The 26,755-nt window shown below is 64.6% G+C and carries 25 protein-coding genes; 14 read left to right on the forward strand and 11 right to left on the reverse strand.

The annotated features are described in order from the left end of the window. Nucleotides 1-77: 77 nt before the first annotated feature. Together IAE37_RS14635 and IAE37_RS14640 are read right to left on the reverse strand one after the other, a co-directional pair. Nucleotides 78-1,478: a sensor histidine kinase gene (locus tag IAE37_RS14635; protein ID WP_201174714.1), complete on the reverse strand. Its 1,401-nt coding sequence runs from the start codon at nt 1,476-1,478 to the stop codon at nt 78-80. A gap of 3 nt (nt 1,479-1,481) precedes the next feature. Continuing rightward, complete coding sequence (locus IAE37_RS14640) at nt 1,482-2,198, reverse strand: response regulator transcription factor (RefSeq protein ID WP_201174715.1); 717 nt, start codon at nt 2,196-2,198, stop codon at nt 1,482-1,484. A gap of 191 nt (nt 2,199-2,389) precedes the next feature. Between IAE37_RS14640 and IAE37_RS14645 the strand changes: the two genes are divergently transcribed. The 4 genes from IAE37_RS14645 to IAE37_RS14660 all read left to right on the forward strand — a co-directional run bounded on the left by IAE37_RS14645 (nt 2,390) and on the right by IAE37_RS14660 (nt 7,158). Continuing rightward, the gene (locus tag IAE37_RS14645) at nt 2,390-5,146 is read left to right on the forward strand and encodes a response regulator (RefSeq protein ID WP_201174716.1); all 2,757 of its coding nucleotides are present in this window, start codon (nt 2,390-2,392) and stop codon (nt 5,144-5,146) included. 152 nt (nt 5,147-5,298) lie between these two features. After that, nucleotides 5,299-6,288 (forward strand): 2-hydroxyacid dehydrogenase, encoded by a 990-nt coding sequence (locus IAE37_RS14650; RefSeq protein WP_201174717.1) that lies wholly within the window; start codon nt 5,299-5,301, stop codon nt 6,286-6,288. Between the two features lie 31 nt (nt 6,289-6,319). Next, nucleotides 6,320-6,757 carry a hypothetical protein gene (locus IAE37_RS14655; protein ID WP_201174718.1) on the forward strand — a complete coding sequence of 146 codons (438 nt, stop codon included), beginning with the start codon at nt 6,320-6,322 and terminating at the stop codon, nt 6,755-6,757. After that, nucleotides 6,754-7,158, forward strand: coding sequence for an META domain-containing protein (locus tag IAE37_RS14660; RefSeq protein WP_201174719.1), 405 nt, complete (start codon nt 6,754-6,756; stop codon nt 7,156-7,158). The genes IAE37_RS14655 and IAE37_RS14660 overlap by 4 nt, the downstream gene beginning before the upstream one ends. A 158-nt stretch (nt 7,159-7,316) precedes the next feature. Here the strand turns inward: IAE37_RS14660 and IAE37_RS14665 are convergent, their stop codons facing one another. Next, the gene (locus IAE37_RS14665; protein ID WP_201174720.1) at nt 7,317-7,781 is read right to left on the reverse strand and encodes a TlpA disulfide reductase family protein; all 465 of its coding nucleotides are present in this window, start codon (nt 7,779-7,781) and stop codon (nt 7,317-7,319) included. A gap of 85 nt (nt 7,782-7,866) precedes the next feature. Here IAE37_RS14665 and arsC point away from each other — a divergent pair, with 85 nt between their 5' ends. The 3 genes from arsC to IAE37_RS14680 are packed head-to-tail and all read left to right on the forward strand — an operon-like array spanning nt 7,867 to nt 9,228. Continuing rightward, complete coding sequence (gene arsC, locus IAE37_RS14670; protein ID WP_201174721.1) at nt 7,867-8,220, forward strand: arsenate reductase (glutaredoxin); 354 nt, start codon at nt 7,867-7,869, stop codon at nt 8,218-8,220. Beyond that, nucleotides 8,217-8,822 (forward strand): NAD(P)H:quinone oxidoreductase, encoded by a 606-nt coding sequence (gene wrbA, locus IAE37_RS14675; RefSeq protein ID WP_201174722.1) that lies wholly within the window; start codon nt 8,217-8,219, stop codon nt 8,820-8,822. Before arsC ends, wrbA begins: the two co-directional genes overlap by 4 nt. After that, nucleotides 8,815-9,228 (forward strand): DUF2069 domain-containing protein, encoded by a 414-nt coding sequence (locus tag IAE37_RS14680; RefSeq protein WP_201174723.1) that lies wholly within the window; start codon nt 8,815-8,817, stop codon nt 9,226-9,228. The genes wrbA and IAE37_RS14680 overlap by 8 nt, the downstream gene beginning before the upstream one ends. 43 nt (nt 9,229-9,271) lie before the next feature. On the opposite strand, the gene IAE37_RS14685 is transcribed toward IAE37_RS14680, so the two are convergent. Continuing rightward, entirely contained in the window at nt 9,272-9,943 is a 672-nt protein-coding gene (locus tag IAE37_RS14685; RefSeq protein ID WP_201174724.1) for a DNA-3-methyladenine glycosylase I, read from the reverse strand. A gap of 4 nt (nt 9,944-9,947) precedes the next feature. Further along, complete coding sequence (ttcA, locus tag IAE37_RS14690) at nt 9,948-10,772, reverse strand: tRNA 2-thiocytidine(32) synthetase TtcA (RefSeq protein ID WP_201174725.1); 825 nt, start codon at nt 10,770-10,772, stop codon at nt 9,948-9,950. 262 nt (nt 10,773-11,034) lie between these two features. Here ttcA and IAE37_RS14695 point away from each other — a divergent pair, with 262 nt between their 5' ends. Further along, complete coding sequence (locus IAE37_RS14695; protein WP_201174726.1) at nt 11,035-11,634, forward strand: Yip1 family protein; 600 nt, start codon at nt 11,035-11,037, stop codon at nt 11,632-11,634. Nucleotides 11,635-11,787: 153 nt separating this feature from the next. Continuing rightward, a complete protein-coding gene (locus IAE37_RS14700; protein ID WP_201174728.1) occupies nt 11,788-12,282 on the forward strand; it encodes a SprT family zinc-dependent metalloprotease in 495 nt (164 codons plus the stop codon). Nucleotides 12,283-12,357: 75 nt separating this feature from the next. Here the strand turns inward: IAE37_RS14700 and IAE37_RS14705 are convergent, their stop codons facing one another. The 4 genes from IAE37_RS14705 to IAE37_RS14720 form a co-directional block, all read right to left on the reverse strand. Continuing rightward, the gene (locus IAE37_RS14705; RefSeq protein ID WP_201174729.1) at nt 12,358-13,680 is read right to left on the reverse strand and encodes a dicarboxylate/amino acid:cation symporter; all 1,323 of its coding nucleotides are present in this window, start codon (nt 13,678-13,680) and stop codon (nt 12,358-12,360) included. 411 nt (nt 13,681-14,091) lie between these two features. After that, complete coding sequence (locus IAE37_RS14710) at nt 14,092-15,438, reverse strand: ATP-binding protein (RefSeq protein WP_201174730.1); 1,347 nt, start codon at nt 15,436-15,438, stop codon at nt 14,092-14,094. Further along, nucleotides 15,435-16,112 (reverse strand): response regulator, encoded by a 678-nt coding sequence (locus IAE37_RS14715; RefSeq protein WP_201174731.1) that lies wholly within the window; start codon nt 16,110-16,112, stop codon nt 15,435-15,437. The genes IAE37_RS14710 and IAE37_RS14715 overlap by 4 nt, the downstream gene beginning before the upstream one ends. 131 nt (nt 16,113-16,243) lie before the next feature. Next, the gene (locus IAE37_RS14720; protein WP_201174732.1) at nt 16,244-16,849 is read right to left on the reverse strand and encodes an outer membrane protein; all 606 of its coding nucleotides are present in this window, start codon (nt 16,847-16,849) and stop codon (nt 16,244-16,246) included. A 126-nt stretch (nt 16,850-16,975) separates the two neighbouring features. On the opposite strand from IAE37_RS14720, the gene IAE37_RS14725 reads away from it, so the two are divergent. Beyond that, nucleotides 16,976-17,767 (forward strand): dienelactone hydrolase family protein, encoded by a 792-nt coding sequence (locus IAE37_RS14725; protein ID WP_201174733.1) that lies wholly within the window; start codon nt 16,976-16,978, stop codon nt 17,765-17,767. 145 nt (nt 17,768-17,912) lie between these two features. Next, nucleotides 17,913-18,614: a 4'-phosphopantetheinyl transferase family protein gene (locus IAE37_RS14730; protein WP_201174734.1), complete on the forward strand. Its 702-nt coding sequence runs from the start codon at nt 17,913-17,915 to the stop codon at nt 18,612-18,614. Between the two features lie 3 nt (nt 18,615-18,617). On the opposite strand, the gene IAE37_RS14735 is transcribed toward IAE37_RS14730, so the two are convergent. Together IAE37_RS14735 and IAE37_RS14740 are read right to left on the reverse strand one after the other, a co-directional pair. Continuing rightward, nucleotides 18,618-20,225, reverse strand: coding sequence for an ATP-binding protein (locus tag IAE37_RS14735; protein WP_201174736.1), 1,608 nt, complete (start codon nt 20,223-20,225; stop codon nt 18,618-18,620). Beyond that, a complete protein-coding gene (locus tag IAE37_RS14740; RefSeq protein WP_201174738.1) occupies nt 20,222-20,920 on the reverse strand; it encodes a response regulator transcription factor in 699 nt (232 codons plus the stop codon). The genes IAE37_RS14735 and IAE37_RS14740 overlap by 4 nt, the downstream gene beginning before the upstream one ends. Before the next feature lie 768 nt (nt 20,921-21,688). Between IAE37_RS14740 and IAE37_RS14745 the strand changes: the two genes are divergently transcribed. The 3 genes from IAE37_RS14745 to IAE37_RS14750 all read left to right on the forward strand — a co-directional run bounded on the left by IAE37_RS14745 (nt 21,689) and on the right by IAE37_RS14750 (nt 26,592). Continuing rightward, nucleotides 21,689-24,568, forward strand: coding sequence for a ribonucleoside-diphosphate reductase subunit alpha (locus tag IAE37_RS14745; protein ID WP_201174740.1), 2,880 nt, complete (start codon nt 21,689-21,691; stop codon nt 24,566-24,568). A 163-nt stretch (nt 24,569-24,731) separates the two neighbouring features. After that, nucleotides 24,732-24,863 (forward strand): hypothetical protein, encoded by a 132-nt coding sequence (locus tag IAE37_RS29025; RefSeq protein ID WP_268933321.1) that lies wholly within the window; start codon nt 24,732-24,734, stop codon nt 24,861-24,863. Nucleotides 24,864-25,341: 478 nt separating this feature from the next. Beyond that, nucleotides 25,342-26,592: a ribonucleotide-diphosphate reductase subunit beta gene (locus IAE37_RS14750; RefSeq protein WP_201174742.1), complete on the forward strand. Its 1,251-nt coding sequence runs from the start codon at nt 25,342-25,344 to the stop codon at nt 26,590-26,592. The last annotated feature ends 163 nt before the right edge of the window (nt 26,593-26,755 follow it).

Below are 26,755 nucleotides of genomic sequence, written 5' to 3' on the forward strand. Positions count from 1 at the left end.
ACAATCCGGACGGCAGGGGCGCCTATCATACCGGCAAACCCCTCGCCGCCATATCACGCAATCTGTGGTTGCTATAGCTACAAGCTATAAGAGTGCGTTTTGGGCAGCTGGGCCGGCGATGGGGCCGATGCCATCACTGCATGAACCGGCAGGCGCATGCACAACCGCAAGCCCCGCTTGCCATTCTCCGCCCAAAGCGTTCCACCCTGACGCTGGATGGCGCTGCGGGCGATGCTCAACCCCAGGCCGAAGCCGCCGTCCCCGGGCCGTGAGCCATCGAGTCGGGAAAACGGCGCGAAGATCCGCTCCAGGTCTTCCTCGGCCACGCCGCCGCCTTCATCCTCCAGCCACAGGCGCCAATAGCCACCCTCGCGCTGGCCGCCCAGGCGCACCAGGCCACCTTCCGGCGAATGACGAATGGCGTTGCGCAGCATGTTTTCCACGGCCTGGGCCAGGTGGTTGAGGTTGCCCTTCACCCAGCAGTTGGCCGGCAACTCGCAGCGCAGCCGTGAAGGCGACCAACCGCTTTCGTAGCTGGCATCCTCGGCCAGCAGGTCCCACAGCGCCTGTACCTGGATCGGTTCGAGGTTCATCGGAGCGCGCTCGGCGTCCTGCCAGGCCAACTGCAAGGTGCCTTCGACCAACTGCTGCATGCAATCGACTTCGCGGCCCAGGCGTTCGCGCAGGCGCTGCAGGTCGGTTTCCCCGTCGCAGGCCACGCGCAAGCGGCTCAGCGGGGTGCGCATCTCATGGGACAGGTCGCGCAGCAATTGCTGCTGCATCGCCACCGTGCCCTGCAGGCGCTCGGCCATCTGGTCGAAGGCTCGGGCCAGCTCGCCAAGTTCGTCGTGACGGGCGGTGGTCCGTGCATCGAGGCGCGCCGACAGCTGGTCGGCGCGCCAGGCGTTGGCCTGCTCGCGCAACTGGTTGAGCGGAACGATCAGCATGCGGTACAGCCCCACGCACCACAGCAGGGTGAACAGCCCCGGAATGACACCGTTGGTGATGACCTGCCAGAACATCCGATACTGCCCCGGGTTCAGGCGCTGGGGCAGTTCCATGACCAGCATGCCCTGCTCCGGGGCCTGGGGAAACGGCAAGCGCAACCAGGGCTGGTCGACGCTGCGCCGGCTCATGGGCCAGTCGGCACCACGCAGGCGGGTCAGGCGCTGCATGATCTGCGGGCCGAGGATGGCGCTGTCGAGCGGCTGCAGTTGCGTGTCCAGCACGCCGATCCAGCCTCGTTCGCGCTGCCGCATGTCGGCCACCCAGCGGTCCAGCCCCGCCCGCCCGCCACTGCGCCAAGCCTGCTCGGCCTCGGCAGCGTAGCCGCGCAGCACCTGCCTGGCCGGCTCGGTGAGGAAGGCGTTCTGGGTTTCCATGTGGCGGCCCCAGGTGTAGCTCAGGCCGATCATCAGCAGGCAGAAGCCCACCAGCAGGATGGCCAGCTTCCAGAACAGCGAGTGGCGGTCGAGCATGGTTCAGTCCACCTCGCCGGCGCTGAGCACGTAGCCCTTGCCCCACACGGTGCGGATCTGCCGCTCGTGGTAACCGATGGCCTTGAGCTTGCGGCGGATCTGGCTCACGTGCATGTCCAGGCTGCGATCATGCCGTGAGTAGCCACGCTGCAATACCTGCTGATAAAGGAAGGGTTTGCTCAACACCTCGTCGGAGTTGCGGTTGAGCACCTCCAGCAGGCGGTATTCACTGGGCGTGAGGCCGGCGCGCTGGCCATCGAGGCTGACATCGCAGGCAGCATCGTCGAAGCCCAGTTCGCCAGTGGCAAGCTCTGTCGGCGGCTGGTGGCGACGTTCGAGCGCCACCCGGCGCAGGATCGCTTCGATGCGCACCTGCAGTTCGGCCATGCTGAACGGCTTGGGCAGGTAGTCGTCGGCGCCACGCTGGAAGCCGGTGATGCGATCGGCCTCGGCGCCCAGCGCCGACATCAGGATCACCGGCGTGGCGCTGTGCCGACGCAGTCGTGCCAATGCATCCAGGCCGTTGAGCCCGGGCAGCAGGATGTCCATCAGGACCACGTCGAACGCCTGGCGGCCGGCGGTTTCCAGGCCTTCCAGGCCATTGCGGCACCAGGTGACCTGGAAACCGCCACGCTGCAGTTCCTCGTGCAGGTAGGCACCGAGCACCGGATCGTCCTCGATGGCGAGGATGTTTGAGGTGTTAATAGCTACGGGATTCATTGGCAACTGCCATGCATTCTCAATTGCGCAATTATTGTGCATGCAAGACATCCAGGCAACAGCCCATCGTCCAACACCCGACAAGTGAAATGATATGAAATACAAATGGGTGCATTACGCCGGCTAGCGGAGTAACTTTCCGCTTTGATCCGCCACGCTGGCGGTGTGCACGCACATGACAGGAGGCTGGTGTGCTCGATCGTTGGGGAATCAGAAGCCGGGTCATGCTGCTGGCCTTGCTGCCCGCCAGCCTGATGGCCTTGGTACTGGGCAGTTACTTCACCTGGCTGCAGCAAAGCGAACTGCGCACCCAGCTGCTGCAGCGCGGCAAGATGATCGCCGAGCAACTGGCGCCATTGGCCGCCCCGGCCCTGGCCCGGGGCGCCGACGCCCAGCTCGAGCGTGTCGCCGCGCAGACCCTGGAGCAGGCCGACGTGCGCGCGGTGGCCTTCCTCGCCCCGGACCGCACGCGCCTGGCCCACGCCGGCCCGAGCATGCTCAACCAGCCGCCCAGCGGCGGCACCGGCACGCAGTTGCTGCAACGCAGCGGCAATGATGCCACGCGCTACCTGATGCCGGTGTTCGGCCACCACCGTGACCTGGCCGCCGACGCCGTGCCCGCCGAGGCCGAGCGTCTGCTGGGCTGGGTCGAGATCGAGCTGTCCCACGACGGCACCTTGCTGCGCGGCTATCGCAACCTGTTCACCAGCCTGTTGCTGATCCTCGTCTGCCTGGCCTTGAGCGGCCTGCTGGCGCTGCGCATGAGCCGAGCGATCAACGACCCCATCGCGCGCATCAAGCATGCGGTCAACCAGCTCAAGGACGGCCACCTCGAAGAGCGCCTGCCAACCCTGGGCAGCCATGAACTGGACGAACTGGCCGGCGGCATCAACCGTATGGCCGAAACCCTGCACAGCGCCCACGAAGAACTGCAGCACAGCATCGACCAGGCCACCGAGGACGTGCGGCAGAACCTCGAGACCATCGAGATCCAGAACATCGAGCTGGACATGGCGCGCAAGGAGGCCCTGGAGGCCAGCCGCATCAAGTCGGAGTTCCTGGCCAACATGAGCCATGAGATCCGCACCCCGCTCAACGGCATCCTCGGCTTCACCCACCTGCTGCAGAAAAGCGAGATGACCCCGCGCCAGCTCGATTACCTCGGCACCATCGAAAAGTCCGCCGACAACCTGCTGGGAATCATCAACGAGATCCTCGACTTCTCCAAGATCGAGGCCGGCAAGCTGGTGCTCGACAGCATTCCGTTCAACCTTCGCGACCTGATCCAGGACACCCTGACCATCCTCGCCCCGGCCGCACATGCCAAGCAGCTGGAGTTGCTCAGCCTGATCTACCGCGACACCCCGACTTCGCTGGTCGGCGACCCGCTGCGGCTCAAGCAGATCCTCACCAACCTGGTCAGCAATGCCATCAAGTTCACCCGCGAGGGCACCATCGTCGTGCGCGCCATGCTCGAGGACGAGCAGGAAGACAGCGCGCAGTTGCGCATCAGCGTGCAAGACACCGGCATCGGCTTGTCGCCGCAGGACGTACGCACGCTGTTCCAGGCCTTCAGCCAGGCCGACAACTCGCTGGCCCGCCAGCCCGGCGGCACCGGCCTGGGGCTGGTGATTTCCAAGCGCCTGATCGAACAGATGGGCGGCGAGATCGGGGTCGACAGCACGCCGGGCGAAGGTTCGCAGTTCTGGATCAGCCTGAACCTGCCCAAGGCCCACGACGACATCGAGGAGCGTGCGCTGCAACCCCTGCTGGGGCTGCGCGCGGCCATCGTCGACAGCCACGAGCTGGCACGCCAGGCACTGGAGCACCAGCTCGAGGACTGCGGCCTGAGCGTCAGCCTGTTCGGTTCCGTCGAGCAACTATTGCATGCCGTACAGGCCGCGAGCCAAGCAGGCCAGCCGTTCGATTTCGCGGTGCTGGGGACCAATCTGGGCAACCTTTCGCCCGAACAGCTCGGCCAGTACAACCTGCAACTCGAACGCCAGCATTGCCAGTGCGTGGTGCTCTGCCCCACCACCGAACAGGCGCTGTACCACCCGTACCTGCCCAATGGTCATGGCCAGCTGCTGTCCAAGCCCAGCTGCACACGCAAGCTGCGCCGCCTGCTGCTGGAACTGGTCCAACCGCGCCGCCCGCTGGGCGAGGCTGGCAACGGCAGGGGCCAGCGCCAGCCGAAGATCCTCTGCGTCGACGACAATGCCGCCAACCTGCTGCTGGTCAAGACCCTGCTCGAAGACCTGGGCGCTGAGGTGCTGGCGGTCGACAACGGCTTGGCCGCAGTCCAGGCAGTACAGGACGAGCCATTCGATCTGGTGCTGATGGACGTGCAGATGCCCGGTATGGACGGGCGCGCCTGCACCGAACAGATCCGCCTGTGGGAAAACACCCGCAGCGGCAATCCACTGCCGATCGTCGCCCTCACCGCCCACGCCATGGCCAACGAAAAGCGCGCCTTGCTGCACAGCGGCATGGACGACTACCTGACCAAGCCCATCAGCGAGCGGCAGCTGGCCCAGGTAGTGATGAAATGGACCGGCATGAGCCTGGGAGCGCCGCCACCGGAGCTGGCCGGCGAGCACCATGGCGACGGCCAGGCGCTGCCGGTGCTCGACCACGACGAAGGCCTGCGTCTGGCCGCCGGCAAGGCCGACCTCGCCGCCGACATGCTGGCGATGCTGCTGGCATCGCTGGAGAGCGACCAGCAAGCCATTCGCAGCGCGCGCGAAGCCGAGGACCACGGTTTGCTGATCGAACAGGTGCACCGGCTCAACGGCGCTACGCGCTATTGCGGCGTACCCCAGTTGCGCGCGGCATGCCAGCGCAGCGAGACCTTGCTCAAGCAGGAGAATCCGCAGGCGCAGCAGGCGCTGGACGAACTGGACGCGGCGATCGACCGGTTGGCGGAGCAGGCGCAGTTGAGTGCTTGACGCCGGTAATCGGCACCGCGCCCTGTAGGAGCGGCCTTGTGCCGCGAAGGGGCGCGAAGCGGCCCCGATTGTCAGCTCCACCGCTACAATTCGAGGGCTGCGTTGCAGCCCTTTCGCGGCACGAGGCCGCTCCTACAGAGGATTCCCCCCCCATGCGCGCCCTGTTGTTCAGCAGCCAGCACTACGACCAGGAAACCTTCACCCAGGCTGCCAAGGGCAGCGCCCTGGACCTGCACTTCCAGCCCACCCGCCTGACCCTCGACACCGCCGCCCTGGCCCAGGGCTTTGAAGCGGTGTGCGCCTTCATCAACGACGAGCTGGATGCACAGGTACTGGAGCGTCTGGCCGCCGGCGGCACGCGGCTGATCGCCCTGCGCTCGGCCGGCTACAACCATGTCGACCTGGCCGCGGCGCAGCGCCTGGGCCTGGCCGTGGTGCGGGTGCCGGCCTACTCGCCGCATGCCGTCGCCGAACACGCCGTGGCGCTGATCCTGGCGCTCAACCGGCGCCTGCACCGCGCCTACAACCGCACCCGTGAAGGCGACTTCACCCTGCACGGGCTGACCGGCTTCGACCTGCACGGCAAGACCGTCGGCGTGGTCGGTACCGGCCAGATCGGCATGGCCTTCGCTCGCATCATGGCCGGTTTCGGCTGCCAGTTGCTGGCCTACGACCCCTACCCCAACCCGCAAATGCTGGCGCTCGGCGCGCGCTACCTGGAGCTGCCCGAGTTGCTACGCCAAGCGCGGATCATCAGCCTGCATTGCCCGCTCACCGAGCACACCAAGCACCTGATCAACGCCCGCAGCCTGGCCCAGCTGCAGCCGGGCACGATGTTGATCAACACCGGGCGCGGCGCCCTGGTCGACACCCCGGCACTGATCGACGCGCTGAAAAGCGGCCAGCTCGGCTACCTTGGCCTGGACGTCTATGAAGAGGAAGCGCAGCTGTTCTTCGAAGACCGCTCCGACCTGCCGTTGCAAGACGATGTGCTGGCCCGGCTGCTGACGTTCCCCAACGTGATCGTCACTGCGCACCAGGCCTTCCTCACCCATGAAGCGCTGGAGGCGATTGCCACCACCACGCTGGACAACATCATCGGCTGGGCGGCGGGTAATCCGCAGAATCTGGTCACGGGTTGATGCTAGGATACGCGGCATTTCTGGAGGACCCATGGTCGAGCACGATTTCCGCTACACCCTTTTCAATCCGCAACACACCCTGATCGAGTGCCGCGCACTGGTGCCGGGGCGTTATCAGGTCACCGGCAACGGTGGCTCGATGCACAAGGGCGATGTCCTGCTGGTCACCCTCAAGGGCAGCAAGGACCTGGCCATGCGCCTGACCGTGGAAAGCGTGCGCCACCTGATCAACCCGCGCGGCCAGTGGGTGGCCGTGGCCACCGGCCCGGTGTTCAACGAGCTAGAAATCCTCAACTGGCAGGTCGCCTGCGACAGCTGCGATGCGGTGCTGGACTTCGAGTTCGCCGTCGACGCCAAGCTCGGCAAGAAAGCCCGCCAGCCGGCGGCGACCGCGCGCATCGCCGAACTGGGCTGGGCCAGCCAAGGCGAGAAACACCTGTGCCCGCGTTGCCAGGAGAACGCTGCGTGAAAAATCTGCTGAGCGGCGTGTTGATCGCCACCGGCCTGCTTGGTTGCGCCGCCGAACCGTCCAAGCTGGAGCAGGAGCGCAGCTATGTGCTGGAATGGATCGGCGAACGGCCCTTGATCGACTACAGCCACCTGACCCTGACCCTGGCCAGCGATGGCCGGGCTTACGGCAATGCCGGCTGCAACCACTGGTTCGCGCCCTACACACTGGACGGCGAGCAGCTGAGCTTCGGCAAGGTCGGCAAGACCCGCAAGCTGTGTGCCCCGGCGTTGATGGAACAGGAAACGCGCTTCCTCCAGGCCCTGGAAACGGTGCAGCGCTGGGATGTGTCGCCGATCGAGCAACTGCGTTTCTGGCCGGCCGAGGGCAAGCCACTGCGGTTCTGGCCTGAGGAAGGCTGATACTTCCAGGCGTTGGCACGGTCTTGTAGGAGCGGGTTTACCCGCGAAAATACACAGCGGTGTCTGGCACGGGCTTCGCCCGTGTTCGCGGGTAAACCCGCTCCTACAGCGACCGTGCCAGCTGTTGGGGGGTGGGCCGCGAGCCTGCCCCCGAAGTATCAGGCGCCCTTGAGCGCCTTGATCTTGGCCTGCAGCCCCTCCAGGGTCTGCTCGCCCATCAGTTGCTCGCGGACCTTGCCCTTGTCATCGATGATGTAGGTCACCGGCAGCGCCTCGCTGCGCGGCAGGTCATAGCGTTCGGCCGGGTCCTGGGCGAGCACGGTGAAACTGATGCCCAGGGTGTCGGCGGCCTGTTTCAGGTCCTGGCCCTGCAAGCCATCGAAGTTCACCCCCAGCACCTTGATGCCCTGCCCCTCCCACTGCTTGGCCGCAGTGTTCAGTTCAGGAACCTCGGTCCGGCACGGGCCGCACCATTCCGCCCAGTAGTTGAGCACCAGCCAGTGCCCGTCGATCTGTTCGGCCTTTACCGTGTTGCCGTGTTGGTCCACGCCGTAGTCGGCACCGCAACCACCGAGCAACAGGCTCGCGGTGATGGCCAGTACTGCTGCCAAACGCCTTGCCATGGGTCAATCCTTCTCGAAGTTTCAAGCGAAAGGGTCAGTCGCAACGGTTAGAATAGCCGCCACACCCCGCTGGATGCGAACCGACATGACCGACCTCACGCTCTATCATAACCCGCGCTGCTCCAAATCCCGCGGCGCGCTGGAACTGCTCGAGGCCCGTGGCCTGGCACCGACCATCGTGCGCTACCTGGAAACCCCGCCCGACGCCGCCACCCTCAAGGCCCTGCTCGGCAAGCTGGGTATCGCCCCACGCCAACTGCTGCGCAGCGGCGAGGACGAGTACAAGGCGCTGAACCTGGCCGACCCGGCACTGAGCGATGCGCAGTTGATCGCGGCCATGGTCGAACACCCCAAGCTCATCGAGCGGCCGATCCTGGTGGCCGGTGACAAGGCCGTGATCGGCCGACCGCCGGAAAAGGTCCTGGAGCTGCTGCCATGAGCGAGCCGTACATCCTGGTCCTGTACTACAGCCGCCATGGCTCGACCAGCGAGATGGCCCGGCACATCGCCCGCGGCGTGGAGCTGGCGGGCATGGAAGCGCGCCTGCGCACCGTGCCGGCGATCTCCACCGAATGCGAAGCCGTGGCCCCGGACATCCCGGCCAGTGGTGCGCTGTACGCCACCCTCGACGACCTGCGCCACTGCGCCGGCCTGGTGCTGGGCAGCCCGACCCGCTTCGGCAACATGGCAGCGCCGCTCAAGTACTTCCTCGATGGCACCAGCAGCCTGTGGCTGGGTGGCGAACTGGTCGGCAAGCCGGCCGGCGTGTTCACCTCCACCGCCAGCCTGCACGGCGGCCAGGAAACCACCCTGCTGTCGATGATGTTGCCACTGATGCACCACGGCATGCTGGTGATGGGCCTGCCGTACAGCGAATCGGCGCTGCTCGAGACCCGCGGTGGCGGCACGCCGTATGGCGCCAGCCACCATGCCGGCGCCGACGGCAAGCGTGAACTGGACCCTCACGAGATCGCCCTGTGCCGCGCCCTCGGCCAACGCCTGGCGACCACCGCCAAGGCCCTGGAGGCCGCACGTGGCTAAGCAGCCCAAGCGGTTGCCCACGCTGCAATGGCTGGCCCCGCGCCTGCGCCTGACGCGGGCGCTGAGCCTGGCGTTTTTCCTGGGCCTGATCGCCCTGCTGGTGGTGAACAACCTGTGGTTCGCCAACCTGCACGGGGCGCGCGTCGAAGTGATCCTGACGATCGAGTTGGTGCCGCTGCTGTTGCTGCTGCCGGGCATGCTGCTAGGCAGCGCCCGAGCACATGCCTGGACCTGCTTCGTGGTGAACATCTACTTCATCAAGGGCGTGCTGGCGGCGTTCGACCCGGCGCGGGCGGTGTTTGGCTGGGTCGAGGTGCTGGTGAGCCTGGGGCTGTTCATCGCCGGGCTGCTGTATGTGCGCTGGAAGTTTCAGTTCGAGCGGCGCATGGCGGGCGAAGGTATTTGATATCAGGGCCGGCTTGCGGCCCATTCGCGGGGCAACACTGCTCTCAATGGTTGACGGTATGCGCCAGCATCACCGACAACTGGCACAGCGGTCGCCCGCTTTCTGCGTGCCACTGGTTGAACGCCTGCTGCACCAAGGCCAGGTCGCGCTGGCTGGTCGGCTGCTTGTCGATCACCTTCTGCGCGATCAGGGCGGCCGCCATGTCCTCGGTGGGAATGAACGTATCCTTGCCGACCATGCGCAGGAAGCGCGGCGCCGACAAGCCGCCCAACTGGTTGCCGTGCTTGGCCAGGTATTTCCACAGCCCAACGATGTCGGTCACCGGCCAGTCGGCGATGAACGCGCCGAAACTGCCCTTTTCCTTCGCTACGTCGAGGATCATCTGCGCGTTGCGCGGCACGCTCTTGAGCTTGCCCAGGTGGCGGATGATGCGCTCGTCCTGCATCAGGCGCTCCAGGTGCTCGGCGCCCATCAGCACCACTTTCTCCGGGTCGAAACCGAAGAACACCTGCTCGAACGCCGGCCACTTGGCGTCCACCAGGCTGTGCTTGAGGCCGGCCCGGAAGACGCGCAGGGCCAGGGTCGACAGGTAGCGGTCGTTGCCGATCGCGCGCAGCTGTGCAGGCGTGCGCGGCTGCGGCAGGAAGGCTTCGAGCGCCTGGGCCGAACCGAAGCGGTTCAGGCAGTATTCATGCAGCCACTGGTAGTCGCGCATGGGCTCAGATGTTCACCACGTCGAGGAAGCGCGGGGTGGCGCTTTCGTCGATCTTCAGGCTGGTGAAGTCGAACAGGTTGCGGTCGGCCAGTTGCGACGGCGCCACGTTCTGCATCGCGCGGAAGATGCTCTCGGTACGGCCCGGATGCTTGCGCTCCCATTCCACCAGCATGTCCTTGACCACCTGGCGCTGCAGGTTCTCCTGCGAGCCGCACAGGTTGCAAGGAATGATCGGGAATTCCTTCATGTCCGAATAGGCCTGGATGTCCTTCTCGCTGCAGTAGGCCAGCGGGCGGATCACCACGTTGCGGCCGTCGTCGGCGCGCAGCTTCGGCGGCATGCCCTTGAGCGAGCCATTGAAGAACATGTTGAGGAAGAAGGTCTCGACGATGTCGTCGCGGTGGTGCCCCAGGGCCATCTTGGTCGCGCCGATCTCGTCGGCGAAGGTGTACAGGGTGCCGCGGCGCAGGCGCGAGCACAGCGAGCAGGTGGTCTTGCCCTCGGGCACCAGCTCCTTGACCACCGAGTAGGTGTCCTTCTCGACGATGTGGTATTCGACACCCAGTTCCTTGAGGTACGCCGGCAGCACGTGCTCGGGGAAGCCCGGCTGCTTCTGGTCCATGTTCACCGCGACGATGTCGAACTTGATCGGCGCCACCTTCTGCAGGTGCAACAGAACGTCGAGCATGGTGTAGCTGTCCTTGCCGCCGGACAGGCAGACCATGACCTTGTCGCCATCCTCGATCATGTTGTAGTCGGTGATGGCTTCGCCGGCGAGACGACGCAGGCGTTTTTGCAGTTTGTTCTGGTTGACCGAGAGGGTGCCCATAGCGCTTGGATCCGCGAGGTGTGACAAAAGGCGGGTATTTTACGCATAAACAGCGCGATGCTGTAGGGATTCCGACAAAGACTTCAAGGGAATCAGCAGCATCGCTGACAGCGCAATTTGCTCTAAAAAGCCCGGTTTGTGCAGGGTACGGCTTCCTATACTGCGTCATAAGGCCACATTACCGCTTGCATCGGTGTCCTGGCCTCGGGCCGCTTGCGCTCCATGTGGGGGGCGATGGGCAACACTGAGAGGAGTGACCGGCATGATTCATCACGTCGTGGGGCTGTTTACCCATCCCGACCAGGAATGGCGGGAAATCCGTGGCGAGGAAGAAAGCATCAGCCACATGTACCTCACCCATACCTTGATCTTGGCGGCGATCCCTGCCGTTTCGGCGTTCATCGGCACTACCCAGGTCGGCTGGGTGATCGGCGGTCGGCCAGCGGTGATGCTGACCATGGAAAGCGCACTTTGGATGAGCATCATGTCCTACCTGGCGATGCTCGCCGGGGTGGCGGTGATGGGCGCTTTCATCCACTGGATGGCACGTACCTACGATGCCACCCCGTCCATGGCCCGATGCATCGCCTTTGCCACCTATACCGCCACCCCGCTGTTCCTCGGCGGCCTGGCAGCGCTGTACCCGCACCTGTGGCTGGGCATGATGGTCGGTACCGCCGCCATCTGCTACACCGTGTACCTGTTGTATGTCGGCTTGCCGACCTTCATGAACATTCCATCGGATGAAGGCTTCCTGTTCTCCAGCTCGGTGCTGGCGGTGGGGCTGGTGGTACTGGTGGCGATCATGGCCGCGACCGTGATCATCTGGGGACTGGGCGTGGGGCCCGTCTATACCAACTAACCTTGCCTGCAGTACCCCATAGAACAGATCGACCGACACCGGAGCATCAAGCACGGGCCGCCGCAAGGCGGCCTTTGCCTGTGCGCTGACCAGTGGCTCGGCAGGCGGTGGGTGCTTGCGGCATAATTGCCGATCGAGGAGACCCACCCTGCCATGCCCGAGCTGCTCAAGCAACGCGTCGAAACCTGTTACCAGCAAGCCGAAACCTTCTTCAAACGCCCGTTCCCGCGGCCGGAAGTCAGCTTCAAGCTACGCGGCCAGAAGGCCGGTGTCGCCCATCTGCACGAGAACCTGCTGCGCTTCAACCTGCAGCTGTACCGCGAAAACCAGGAAGACTTCCTGCGCCAGACCGTTGCCCACGAAGTGGCGCATCTGGTCGCCCACCAACTGTTCGGCGACCGGATCCAGGCCCATGGCGAGGAATGGCAGTTGATCATGCGCGGGGTCTATGAACTGCCGCCAAACCGCTGCCACAACTATGAAGTGCAGCGGCGCGTGGTCACCCGCTATATCTACCGCTGCCCGTGCCCGGAGAGCGACTTCCCGTTCACTGCCCAGCGGCACAAGCTGGTGAGGCAGGGGCGGCGTTACCTGTGCCGACGCTGCCGGGCCATCCTCGAGTACAGCGGCGAGACCCGGGTCGAATGACCAGACCCGGGCAAAAATCCCAGGTAAAAGAAAGGCGACCCGAGGGTCGCCTTCTTCATTATTACCGCCAATCGATCAACGAACCGGAGTCTCTGCAACGCCCAGGTCATCGGTCGGTGCATTGAGCTCCAGCGGCGCGCCACCGGAGGCCAGCTCCGAGGCCAGTTTGTCGTCGTCCATCTCTTTCACCCACTTGGCCACGACCACGGTGGCTACGGCATTGCCGACCAGATTGGTCAGGGCGCGGGCTTCGGACATGAAGCGGTCGATGCCGAGGATCAGCGCCAGGCCGGCAACCGGCAGGTGGCCGACGGCCGACAGAGTCGCGGCGAGCACGATGAAGCCCGAACCGGTGACGCCGGCAGCACCTTTGGAAGCCACCAGAAGCACCAGCAGCAGGGTGATCTGATGGGTGATGTCCATGTGCGTGTCGGTGGCCTGGGCGATGAACACCGCGGCCATGGTCAGGTAGATCGAGGTACCGTCCAGGTTGAACGAGTAGCCGGTCGGGATCACCAGGCCGACCACCGATTTCTTCGCGCCCAGGCGCTCCATCTTGGCCAGCATGCGTGGCAGGGCCGATTCCGACGAGGAAGTGCCCAGTACGATCAGCAGTTCTTCACGGATGTAACGGATCAGCTTGAGGACGCTGAAGCCGTGGGCACGGCAGATGGCGCCCAGCACCACCAGCACGAACAGCAGGCAGGTGATGTAGAAGCAGGCCATCAGGTAGCCCAGTTGTACCAGCGAGCCGACGCCGTACTGGCCGATGGTGAAGGCCATGGCACCGAAGGCACCGACCGGGGCCAGCTTCATGATCATGTTGATGATGTTGAACATGACGTGGGCGAAGCGGTCGATCAGGTCCAGCACCGGCTTGCCGTAGCTGCCCAGGCGGTGCAGGGCGAAGCCGAAGAGCACGGAGAACATCAGCACCTGCAGGATGTCGCCGTTGGCGAAGGCGCCGACCACGGTGTTGGGGATGACGTTGAGCAGGAAACCGACGGTGGTCTGCTGCGCGCCGGCGGCGGCATAGGCAGCCACGCTGCTGGCGTTCAGGGTGCTGACGTCGATGTGCATGCCAGCGCCCGGCTGGACCACGTTGACCACGACCAGGCCGATGATCAGGGCGATGGTGGAAACGATTTCGAAGTACAACAGCGCGTAGCCGCCGGTCTTGCCGACCGACTTCATGCTCTGCATGCCAGCGATGCCGCTGACCACGGTACAGAAAATGATGGGCGCGATGACCATCTTGATCAGTTTGACGAAACCATCACCCAGCGGTTTCAGGGCGACGCCGGTTTCGGGGTAGAAGTGGCCAAGCAGGATGCCGACGGTGATGGCGACCAACACCTGGACATACAGGGATTTGTACAGCGGCTGACGAGTCGTCATGGCTAAATTTCCTCAAGTGTGCCGGTTTCACCCTTCCCAGGGTGGCGGCACCTGAATCGCTAACCCCCCTGCACCTGGAGGGATTTGTCGTTGTGTTCGAGCTGCCTGGGCAGGCCTCTGTCCAGACTGATAGCAAGGGCGATGCCAAAATGCCCAGGGAGGGTGCAGAGGCCGTGTTTGCAAGGGGAAAATGCCCTGGGACGGGGCGATTTGCTTGAGGAGGGATGGCGGGTTTCCGCCTGATGGCGGATTTCGAACAAGGGGGATGGCGGGAATCCGCCCTGCTGGGTTTCGCCTGCACTGGCCTCTTCGCGGGTAAACCCGCTCCTACAGGAAGTGCACAGCAATTGAAACCGGTGCTGCATCTGTAGGAGCGGGTTCACCCGCGAAAAGGCCGGTGCAGCCTACTAATCAATCCAGATGGAAGGTGATGCGGAACGCCGCCCCGCCCAATGGCGAATCCTCCAGACTCAGCTCGGCGTCGTAGCTTTCGACGATGTCCTTGACCACCGCCAGCCCGATCCCCTGCCCCGGATGCTGCCGGTCCAGGCGTTCCCCGCGCTCAAGGATGCGTTCGCGTTGATCGGCGGGCACGCCCGGCCCGTCATCCTCGACCGCCAGGACCAAACTGCCCGGCGCCCCCACGAGGCTCACCCGCACCTGCCCCAGGCACAACCGGTAGGCGTTCTCCAGCAGGTTGCCGAGCAGCTCCAGCAAGGCGCCCCGCTCCATTGGCACGGTGGCCTGCTGCGCCACCGTCAGCGTCACCTCCACCTGCTTGTCGCGATAGACCTTGGCCAAGGTGCTGCACAGGCTCTCGAGCACCGGCCGCAGCTGCACCGAATGGCGCACCAGGCCGCTCTTGCGCAAGCTGGCCCGTTGCAGCTGGTAATCGATCTGCTGGCTCATGCGTTCGATCTGGGTTTGCAGCACCCGCGCCTGCTCGCGCTCGCCAGCGCGCTGGCCCATGCTTTCGCCCACACCCTGCAATACCGCCAGCGGGGTCTTCAAGCTGTGCGCCAGGTCGCCGAGCGAATCACGGTAGCGCTGGCGCTGCTCGCGCTCGCTGCGCAACAGGCGGTTCAGCGAACCGGTCAGGCGCAGCAGTTCCCGGGGATGCTCCCGGCTCAGGCCATCGCGCGCCCCGGCCTCGACTTCGTCCAGCTCCAGGCTCAGCCGGCGCAGCGAACGCAGCGCCCAGGTCAGGCCGGCCCAGAGCAGCGCCAGCAGGGCCAGCAAGGCCGCGCCGAAGCCCAGGTAGAGGTTTTTGCGCAGGCCATCGAGGGTGTGTTCGTATTCGCGCACCGGCTGCAGGGCGACGACGCTGTAGGCGGCGGTCTGCCCGCCGAGCAGCTTGATCTCGACGTCATAGACGAAGAACTCCTCGCCGTCGGCCCGCTGGATGCGGGCGAACTCGTTGCCGCTTCCGTCGTAGCGGGGTTGATAGTCGATGCGCTTGTCGAGCGTGGCCTTGGAGCGCCAGACCAGTTTACCGTCACGGTCGAAGATGTAGCCCAGCAGACCGCTGGCCGGCAGGTTATAGCGCTCGTCGGGAAGCACGTCGGGCATCTGCAATTGGGCATGCTCGATGCGCGCGGCGGAGATCAGCGTGGTCACGTCCGAGGCCAGGCGCTGCTCGATCGACTCCTGCAAAGCCAGGCTGAACGCCTGCTGCAGGGCCGGCAGCAGCGCCAGCATGAACAGCAGCGCCAGTACCGCCGCAGCCAGCATCAGGCGCACGCGCAGGGAGCGGATCATCGGCAGCGCTCGGTGAACAGGTAGCCCAGGCCGCGGACCGTGTCGATCGGCTTGAAGCCATGCTCGCCTTCGAGCTTGCGCCGCAAACGGCCCACCAGCACCTCTATGACATTGGGATCACGTTCCTCGTCGTCGGGGTACAACTGTTCCATCAGGCGGTCCTTGGCCACCACCTGCTGGTGATGGCGCATGAGGTACTCGAGGATCCGGTATTCGTAGGCGGTCAACGCCAGGGGCTGGTCCTCCAGGGTCGCCTGCTTGCGGTTGAGGTCGAGCACCAGGGGACCGGCGGCGATGGTCGATTGGGTGAAGCCGCTGGAGCGGCGCAACAGGGCGTTGAGCCGGGCCTCCAGTTCTTCGAACTGGAAGGGTTTGACCAGGTAGTCGTCGGCACCGGCGGCCAGGCCTTCGACCTTGTCCTGCCAGTTGCCGCGCGCGGTGAGGATGAGAATGGGAAAGGTCTTGTCCTGGCCGCGCAACCGGCCGATCAGTTCCAGGCCGCTCATGCCGGGCAGGCCCAGGTCGATCACGGCCAGGTCGAAGTGGTATTGCTCGGCCTGGTACAGCGCCTCTTCGGCGTCGCCTACCGCCTGCACCACATGGCCGCTCTCGCCCAGGCGGGTGAACAGGTGATGGCGAAGCAGGGCTTCGTCCTCGACCACCAGCAGTTTCATGTTGGGCTCCTTGTATCGGTTGCCTGTGCTGGCCTATTCGCGGGTAAACCCGCTCCTACAGGGGATCACCTACCCCCTGTAGGAGCGGGTTTACCCGCGAATAGGCCGGTACAGGATAACTTGGCTCGGCGTCAGAACTTGTAGTTGGCCGACAGGTAAGTTTGCGCGCTGCTGTTCAAGCGCAGAGTACCGGTCTTGGGACCACTACGCTCGCTCACTTCGGTGGCCGCGTTGCTGCGCAGGTAACGATAACCCAACTCTACCGAGGCCTTGTCGGTGATCTCCTGAATCACCCCGGCCTGCAGGCCGATCGCGTAGCCATAGTCACTGTCGCGGCTGGCGCCGGGAGAGTCCTGGGTCAGCTTGGTCATACCGACGGTACCACCACCGAACAGCTTGGTGGTATCGCCCACGGGCAGGAGCACATCGTAGCTGCCGAGCAGGTTTTCCTGGCGCAGCTTGAGGTTGCTGTGGTCACCGGAGACATTGTCGTAGGTCATGTAGTAGCGGCGCTCCTCGTTGATCTTACCGACCCGTACACCCCAGGTGTCGTCCTTGCCGATGATGCCGTCGGCATTGAGGTGGTCGGTGTTGCGCTGCAGTAGGCCGGACTTCTTCACTTTGTCGCTGGTCTGGCCGTAGGTGATGCTGGCGAAGTTGTCGTCGGCGGCCTGGACGGTGGTGACACCGGCGGCGCAGACAGCGAGGGCGGCGAACAGGGTTGGAAGGGTTTTCATGGTTTGGCACTCCGTGGTGGGCGTTGTCTGTGTGTGAAGCTAGAGTAAGGAAGGCCCCCTGAACCGCGGCTGAACCCTGCCTGAACCGTGGCTGAACGGTTCGCTCGTCAACCAAGGAGTCCTCATATGCGTGCCCTGCTGGCCTTGACCCTCATCTGCAGCGCCAGCCTTGCCCAGGCGGCGGTGCAGACCCGCGAGATTCCCTACCAGGATGCCGAAGGCAACCGTCTGGTCGGCTACTACGCCTACGACGACGCGGTGCAGGGCAAGCGCCCCGGCATCGTCGTGGTACATGAATGGTGGGGCCTGAACGACTACGCCAAGCGCCGCGCCCGCGATCTTGCAGCGCTGGGCTACAACGCCCTGGCCATCGACATGTACGGCGATGGCAAGAACACCGAGCACCCGGCCGATGCCAAGGCGTTCATGCTCGAAGCGACCAAGGACCCGAAAGCCGCGGCCCAGCGCTTCGAGGCGGGCCTGGAGCTGCTCAAGCTGCAACCGAACATCAACAAGCACCAACTGGGTGCGGTGGGCTACTGCTTTGGCGGCAAGGTCGTGCTCGATGCCGCACGGCGTGGCGACAAGCTCGACGGCGTGGTGAGCTTCCACGGCCCGCTGGCCACCCAGACGCCAGCCAAGCCCGGTCTGGTGCGGGCGAAGATCCTGGTGGAGCATGGAGCGGCGGACAGCATGGTGACCGAGCAGCAGGTCGAGGCGTTCAAGGCGGAAATGGAGGCGGCCAAGGCCGACTATCAGTTCGTCAGCCTGCCGGGGGCCAAGCACGGTTTCACCAACCCGGACGCCGACCGCCTGAGCCATGGCGAGCACGGAGGTCCGGACATCGGCTACGACAAGGCAGCCGACGAGAAGTCCTGGGCCGACATGCAGGCGTTCTTCAAGAAGGCGTTCGACTAAGCCACACCGGTACCTGTAGGAGCGGCCTTGCCGGGGCGCCGGACCGGCCGGATGGGCTGCGCAGCAGCCCCCGATTCAGGGATATCAGCCGATATCCGGGGGCCGCTCCTACCCCACAAACCCAACGGCTGGCACAATAGCCGCCATGAACACACTCCCCGCTTGCTGCGCCCCGCTCCAGCACCATTGGCCACTACCCCAGCCAGTACCCGGCGCGGTACTGGTCAGTTGCGCCTTCGACCCGGCGAACCTGGCCGCCGATGACTTCCAGCGCGCCGGCATCACGCCCAGCGCCAGCCTGCAGCGCTCGGTGGCCAAGCGCCAGGCCGAGTACCTGGCCGGTCGCATCTGCGCCCGTGCCGCCCTGCAGCGCCTGGATGGCCGCGACTACGTGCCAGGCACCCACGAGGACCGTTCGCCGATCTGGCCAGCGGGCATCCACGGATCGATCACCCATGGCAAGGGCTGGGCCGCCGCCGTGGTCGCCGCCCAGAGCGATTGCCGGGGGCTGGGCCTGGACCAGGAGGCATTGCTGGACGACGCCCGTGCCGAGCGGCTGCAGGGCGAAATCCTCACCCCGGCGGAAATCGAACGCCTGGACCAGCGCCGCACGGGCCTGGCCGTCACCCTCACCTTCTCGCTCAAGGAAAGCCTGTTCAAGGCGCTGTACCCCATCACCCGGCAGCGCTTCTACTTCGAACACGCCGAGGTCCTGGAATGGACGGCGGCCGGCCTGGCCCGCCTGCGCCTGCTCACCGACCTCTCGGCCGAGTGGCGTCACGGCGCCGAGCTGCAGGGCCAGTTCAGCGTGCACGACGGCCACCTGCTCAGCCTGGTCAGCGTCTAGCCGCTACGGCGACGCCTGCTGGCGAGGCCACTCGAGGCTGAAGCAAGCCCCGCCCAGCTCGGCACTGCGCCCCACCGAGGCGCGGCCGGCGTGCCAGTAGATGATCCGCCGCACGATCGACAAGCCCAGGCCGTGCCCACCCGAGGCTCGGGTGCGGCTGTCGTCGAGGCGGGTGAAGGGGATGAAGATACGGTCCCAGAGGCCTTCAGGAATGCCTGGGCCATCGTCCTGCACCTCGATGCGACAACGCTGCTGGCCCAGCTGGTAGCTCAGGCGTACCTCGCCATGGGCGTGGCGCAAGGCGTTGCTCACCAGGTTCTGCAGGGCCCTGTGCAAGTAACGCGGCTCGGCCTCGACCCAGGCCTGGTCGGCTTGCGGTACCTGGCAGCTGCCACGCAGCAAGCGGACCTTGGCGTTGAGCGGCGCCAGCTCGTCGATCACCCGGTCGAGCAACACGTCCAGGTCGACCCGCTCGAACTTCAGCGCCGGCGCACCCTGCTCCAGGCGCGCGTAGGTGAGCATCTCGTCGACCAGTCGGTCGAGATCCTGAATGTCGCCGTCCATGCCGGCAAGGTGCTTGGCCCGGGCCTGCTCGGTGGTCGCGCTGGCGATCATCTCCAGGCCAAAGCGCAACCGCGCCACCGGCGTGCGTAACTCGTGGGACACCGCCCGCACCAGCTCGCGCTGCATGTTCAGCGAGCGTTGCAGGTGCTCGGCCATGCCGTTGAAGGCGGCCGCCAGACGCCCCACCGAATCGGCATCGCCCGCGGGCACGCGGGTGTCCAGGCTACCTTGAGCAATCTGCGTGGCGGCGGTTTCCAGGCCCGACACGCGCCGTTCGAGCTGGCGTACCAACAGGTACACCACCAGGCCGATCAGGCACAGGCCGAGGAAGGCGATGAGCACCAACAACTGCGGTGGGTAGGGGTTGAGCTGGTGCAACGGCCCGATTTCCAGCACCCAGGGCGAGCCCGGCAGGCCTGCGAACACTCGAATGGAGTCGCCGTCCGGGCCCAGCGCCATCACTGTGTCGCCCTCCTCCACCCGGCGCCGCTGGTCATCGTCCAGGCCGACCCGCTCCAGGCGCTGGAGCGCCACGCCAAAGCCGAAACCCTTGCTCTGGCGGATCTCCGCCAGGCGCTGCTGCTGCTCGGTCACCGGGTAGCGCACCAACTCGTCGGCCAACAGGTACAAGGTGGCTCGCGCCAACTGCTCGCTCACCTGCTTGACCTGGGCCACCAGCAGCAGGTCCTGCCGGCCGACCTTGCGCAGCACTTGCACGGCATGTGGCCCTGTCGCTTCCACCACCACCAGGCCTCGATCGAGGCGCCCGCGCTGGCCGCCATCGAGCGTGCGCGTGGTCATCGGCTGCAAGGCCAGCGGCACGCCGAGCAGACGCTGCCAGATCAGCAAGGAACGCTTGCGCTCGGTGTCATCCTGCTGCGCCAGGTTGTCGGCCATCAGGCTGAACGTGCCCTGGGCCAGGCGCTCGCGGTGCTGGGCAGCGCGCACTTCGTTGACCAGGTGCAGGCTGAGCACGCCCAGCAGGGCCACCAGCACCAGTACGGCGAGCATACCGCCGTAGATGCGCAGGAAGATCGAATTGTTCATGGCGCATCGCCGACGAACAGGTAGCCCTTGCTGCGTAGGGTCTTGATCAACCGCGGATGTTCCGGGTCGTCGCCGATGCGCGGGCGAATGCGCGAGATGCGCACATCGATGGAGCGGTCCTGGCCGTCGTAGCCAACGCCGCGCAGCGACGTGAAGATCTGTTCGCGCGACAGCACCTTGCCGGCGTTGCTGGCCAGCAGCCAGAGCAGGTCGAACTCGGCGCCCGTCAACTCGATCGGCTGCTCGTGCAGCCAGGCCTCGCGCAAGCGGTTGTCGATGCGCAGTGCGCCGAAAACCAGCGCCTGGTGTTTGCCGAGCTCAGCTTCGCGGCGCCGCAGCAGGGCCTGGACATGCGCCAGCAGCAAGCGTGGACGCACCGGTTTGCAGAGGTAATCGTCGGCCCCCAGGTCAAGACCCTGGACCTGGTCAAGTTCATCGCTGCGCGCCGTGAGCATGAGGATCGGGCCGGGATATTGGGCGCGCACGCGACGGCAGATGCTCAGGCCATCTTCACCGGGAAGCATCAGGTCGAGGATCACCAGGTCCGGCTGGCTGTCGAGGATCCGCCGCACGGCCCGGGCGCCATCGTGCTCGATGGCCGCCTCGAAGGCGTTGGCATGCAGGTATTCGGCGGTGAGTTCGGCCAGGCGTGGGTCGTCTTCGACGATGAGGATGCGGGGAGCGGGATGAGCCATGGCTTCGTGCCTTCGTTTTTGTTTGATGTCGCCTTTGCGGGCCTCTTCGCGGCGGTTCGGCGCCCCGATGAACCCGCTCCTACAGGATCTCCAAGCCCCTGTAGGAGCGGGTTTACCCGCGAAGAGGCCTGCACAAGCAACGATGAACCTTTAACCGGAGCGCAACATCTGTCCCGGATACTAAGTGCTGTCGGAGGTACTGCCAAGCCGCCGGGCGGCCCCCTCGACTGAACCGTTTTTTGTGATAGGGTTCGCGCCCGAAAAAATCTGCCTCGGAGCAGCGATGCAGAGAAAAATAGTGCAAACCTCTTGGTACAAGGCCTACAGCGAATACCCACCCTTCACACACAAAGTACGCACAACTTATCCACAGGCGATCGCCTTGCAAAGCCCCCAAGACCGCATTATCTTGTATCCCCATCGCAGCGAACCACTAGATATAGGGTTTGGCTCATCATCGCCAACACCAGCCAGCGGAGAAATTCAAGCGAAATTTCTCGCAAGGTTCTACGTGGTTTCATCAGCCAAACCGCTCCAGCGGAAGCATTGAGAGCAACAGCTTTTGGTCCAGCGCCAACAGCATTTGACTTCGGCCAGGGAGCGGCAGGTTTTTGCCCCTTATTCCTGATCTGTCCCGAAGTCGGTACGCCCGAGCGGGCGGATGCGCCGTGCATGGCGCATTCCCCGGCGGGCCATCGAGCAAGTGGACGGAACGGTGGGCGCGCACAACGCGCCTGAACAATATAGAAACTGTGGAGACACCCACCCATGCAAACCGACACAACTCGCGAGAACCCGCAGGCCAAGGCGCCGCAGGCTGCCGATGCCAACCAGGATCTGGCTGCCACCGCCCCCGGCCAACTGCGCGTGATCAAGCGCAACGGCACTGTCGTCCCCTACACCGACGACAAGATCACCGTGGCCATCACCAAGGCGTTCCTCGCAGTTGAAGGCGGCACCGCCGCCGCCTCGTCGCGCATCCACGACACCGTCGCGCGCCTGACCGAACAGGTCACCGCCACGTTCAAGCGCCGCATGCCATCGGGTGGCACCATCCACATCGAAGAAATCCAGGACCAGGTCGAACTGGCCCTGATGCGCGCCGGCGAGCAGAAGGTCGCCCGCGACTACGTGATCTACCGCGAGCAGCGCGCCAAGGAGCGTGCCACCCGTGTGGTCAGCGACAACGTGGTCGAGCCGCACCCAAGCATCCGCATCACCCTCGCCGACGGCAGCCTGGCGCCGCTCGACATGGCGCGCCTGAACACCATCATCAGCGAAGCCTGCGAAGGCCTGGCCGAAGTCGATGGCGGCCTGATCCAGCGCGATACCCTGAAGAACCTGTACGACGGCGTGGCCGTGAAGGACGTCAACACCGCCCTGGTGATGACCGCCCGTACCCTGGTCGAGCGCGAGCCGAACTACTCGTTCGTCACCGCCCGCCTGCTGATGGACACCCTGCGTGCCGAAGGCCTGGGCTTCCTGGGCGTGGCCGACAGCGCCACCCACCACGAGATGGCCGACCTGTACGCCAAGGCCCTGCCGGCCTACGTCGAGAAAGGCGTCGAGTTCGAGCTGCTGGACCCTGCCCTGAAAGGCTACGACCTGGAGCGCATGGGCAAGGCGATCAACCACGAGCGTGACCAGCAGTTCACCTACCTGGGCCTGCAGACCCTGTACGACCGCTACTTCATCCACAAGGATGGCGTACGCTTCGAGCTGCCACAGGTCTTCTTCATGCGCGTGGCCATGGGCCTGGCGCTGGAAGAGAAAGACAAGGAAGCCCGTGCGATCGAGTTCTACAACCTGTTGTCGTCCTTCGACTACATGGCCTCGACCCCGACCCTGTTCAACGCCGGTACCCTGCGCCCGCAGCTGTCGAGCTGCTACCTGACCACCGTGCCGGACGACCTGTCGGGCATCTACCACGCGATCCACGACAACGCCATGCTGTCGAAATTCGCCGGTGGCCTGGGCAACGACTGGACCCCTGTGCGTGCACTGGGCTCCTACATCAAGGGCACCAACGGCAAGTCCCAGGGCGTCGTGCCGTTCCTGAAAGTGGTCAACGACACCGCCGTCGCGGTCAACCAGGGTGGCAAGCGCAAGGGCGCCGTCTGTGCCTACCTGGAAACCTGGCACCTGGACATCGAAGAGTTCATCGAGCTGCGCAAGAACACCGGTGACGATCGTCGTCGTACCCACGACATGAACACCGCCAACTGGATCCCTGACCTGTTCATGAAGCGCGTCTTCGACGACGGCAAGTGGACCCTGTTCTCGCCATCGGAAGTGCCAGATCTGCACGACCTGACCGGCAAGGCCTTCGAAGAGCGCTACGAGTACTACGAAGCCCTGACCGAGTACAACAAGATCAAGGTGTTCAAGACCATCCAGGCCAAAGACCTGTGGCGCAAGATGCTGTCGATGCTGTTCGAGACCGGCCACCCGTGGCTGACCTTCAAGGACCCATGCAACCTGCGCTCGCCGCAGCAGCACGTGGGCGTGGTCCACAGCTCGAACCTGTGCACCGAGATCACCCTGAACACCAACAAGGACGAGATCGCGGTCTGCAACCTGGGCTCGATCAACCTGCCGAACCACATTGTCGACGGCAAGCTGGACACCGCCAAGCTGCAACGCACCGTGAACACCGCCGTGCGCATGCTCGACAACGTGATCGACATCAACTACTACTCGGTGCCGCAAGCGCGTAACTCGAACTTCAAGCACCGTCCGGTCGGCCTGGGCATCATGGGCTTCCAGGATGCGCTGTACCTGCAGCACATTCCTTACGGCTCCGACGCTGCCGTCGAGTTCGCCGACAAGTCGATGGAAGCGGTCAGCTACTTCGCGATCCAGGCGTCCTGCGACCTGGCCGACGAGCGTGGCGCGTACGAGACCTTCCAGGGTTCGCTGTGGTCCAAGGGCATCCTGCCGCTGGATTCGCAACAGATCCTGATCGAGGCCCGTGGCCAGAAGTACATCGACGTCAACCTGGAAGAAAGCCTCGACTGGGCACCGGTGCGCGAGCGCGTCAAGAAAGGTATTCGCAACTCGAACATCATGGCCATCGCGCCGACCGCGACCATCGCCAACATCACCGGCGTGTCGCAGTCCATCGAGCCGACCTACCAGAACCTGTACGTGAAATCGAACCTGTCGGGCGAGTTCACCGTGATCAACCCGTACCTGGTTCGCGACCTGAAGGCTCGCGGCCTGTGGGACTCGGTCATGATCAACGACCTGAAGTACTACGACGGTTCGGTGCAGCAGATCGAGCGTATCCCGCAAGAGCTGAAAGACCTGTACGCCACCGCGTTCGAAGTCGAGACCAAGTGGATCGTCGACGCCGCCTCGCGTCGCCAGAAGTGGATCGACCAGGCTCAGTCGCTGAACCTGTACATCGCTGGCGCCTCGGGCAAGAAGCTCGACGTGACCTACCGCATGGCCTGGTACCGTGGCCTGAAGACCACCTACTACCTCCGTGCCCTGGCCGCGACCAGCACCGAGAAGTCGACCATCAACACCGGCAAGCTCAACGCCGTTTCCAGCGGTGGCGACAGCGCCCCGGTCCAGGCAGCCGGCCCTGCGCCAGTGCCGAAGGCCTGCGCGATCGACGAGCCTGACTGCGAAGCCTGCCAGTAAGGCCTGATGCCGCGCCGGGTGCCTACGGGTGCCCGGTGCGGCATTTTTGTATCCGCGTCATGGAGAGGCCTTGCCCCCTGCGTTGCACGGTGGGCATTGGGTAAAAGAGCAGGACCGGCGCCGACCTGGCACCGGCCCTGACCATTACCCAGAAGGTATCGACATGGCTCGGAAGAAACCCGCGACACGCAAGATTGGCCGCAACGCCGAAACCGGCCGTTTCACCACGGTCGAAGAGGCGCGCAAGCACCCTCGGACCCATGTGGTCGAGACGTTGCGCAAACAGTGCCGATAGGCGCTGCCTAAGGCCCCATCGCCGGCAAGCCGGCTCCTGCAGGCACCCACCATCCATCGATGGTTAGGGTAATCCGTAGGAGCCGGCTTGCCGGCGATTGCGTTTGGACAAACACAACATCTTGTGCAATCAAAAATAATCAATCGCAACATGTGGTGGATTCTGACATTTGCCGCTACACTCTCACACCGTGGAAAACGACACGAGACACGTGAACGGATGCGCGCAAGACCGGTCGAAAAATTACCCCGTCCGCACCTGCTGCGCGCCCCGATCCCGAGCGAATTCCGGTATAATTCGCGCCCTTTTGTTCACGTACCTGGCCCCTCCAGAGGCCTGGCCAGGCACGCACCGGAACACTGACAAGCGACAGCCCCCGAGCTGTCCTGATTGCCGTGAAACGCCTTGCGTACACGCAGCACATTTTCATTATCCAACCGGTCGCCTGCGGGCGACCCTCAAGCAGGAGCCAACGACCATGCTGAGCTGGGACGAATTCGACAAGGAAGACGGCGAAGCCGCCGCCAAAGGCGCCGCCGCCCCTCAGGCCAACGCCGCTGCCTCGCTGGACAAACTCGACAGCGCCGGCGGTGCTGCCGCCCTGGAAGCCCGTGCCGCCACGGCGACCGACTCCGACGCGGTGAAACGCGCCAAGGCCGCCCTTGACGCCCTCGACATCGCCGAAGGCCTGGCTGAGCTGGAAGGCTCCTCGGCCCGCGTCGCCGTCGACGAGAAGCGCATGATCAACTGCCGCGCCGACCTCAACCAGCTGGTACCGTTCAAGTACGACTGGGCCTGGCAGAAGTACCTCGACGGCTGCGCCAACCACTGGATGCCGCAAGAGGTCAACATGACCGCCGACATCGCCCTGTGGAAGAGCATGGATGGCCTGACCGAGGACGAGCGCCGCATCGTCATGCGCAACCTCGGCTTCTTCTCCACCGCCGACTCGCTGGTCGCCAACAACCTGGCCCTGGCCGTGTACCGCCTGATCACCAACCCCGAGTGCCGCCAGTACATCCTGCGCCAGGCCTTCGAAGAAGCGATCCACACCCACGCCTACCAGTACTGCATCGAGTCGCTGGGCATGGATGAAGGCGAGATCTTCAACATGTACCACGAGATCCCGTCGGTAGCGAAGAAAGCCGCCTGGGGCCTGAAGTACACCCGCGCCATCTCCGACCCGGAATTCAACACCGGTACCGTCGAGACCGATAAAGAGCTGCTGCGCAACCTGATCGCCTACTACTGCGTCCTGGAAGGCATCTTCTTCTACTGCGGCTTCACCCAGATCCTGTCGATGGGCCGCCGCAACAAGATGACCGGCGTTGCCGAGCAGTTCCAGTACATCCTGCGTGACGAGTCGATGCACCTGAACTTCGGTATCGACGTGATCAACCAGATCAAGATCGAGAACCCGCACCTGTGGGATGCGGCGATGAAGGAAGAAGCGACCCAGATGATCCTGCAAGGGACCCAGCTGGAGATCGAATATGCCCGTGACACCATGCCACGCGGCGTGCTGGGCATGAACGCGGCGATGATGGAGGACTACCTCAAGTTCATCGCCAACCGTCGCCTGACCCAGATCGGCTTGAAGGAAGAGTACCCAGGGACCACCAACCCGTTCCCATGGATGAGCGAGATCATGGACTTGAAGAAAGAGAAGAACTTCTTCGAGACACGCGTGATCGAGTACCAGACTGGTGGTGCGCTGAGCTGGGACTGATTGTTCTGGTTGGGTGTGTGTCGAAAAGAGGCTGCCGCGAGGCGGCCTTTTTTATGGGTTTGGCTTGAGAGTTGTGGTGTTGCATAGATCGCGCGCCGCGGGGACTGTCAGATTTTTTGTGTGCGGGCCGGTAACGGCCTGCCGTCAGGCAGGCCCTGATTCT

The sequence above is a fragment of the Pseudomonas sp. S31 genome (genome assembly GCF_016648105.1).
Lineage (GTDB): Bacteria > Pseudomonadota > Gammaproteobacteria > Pseudomonadales > Pseudomonadaceae > Aquipseudomonas.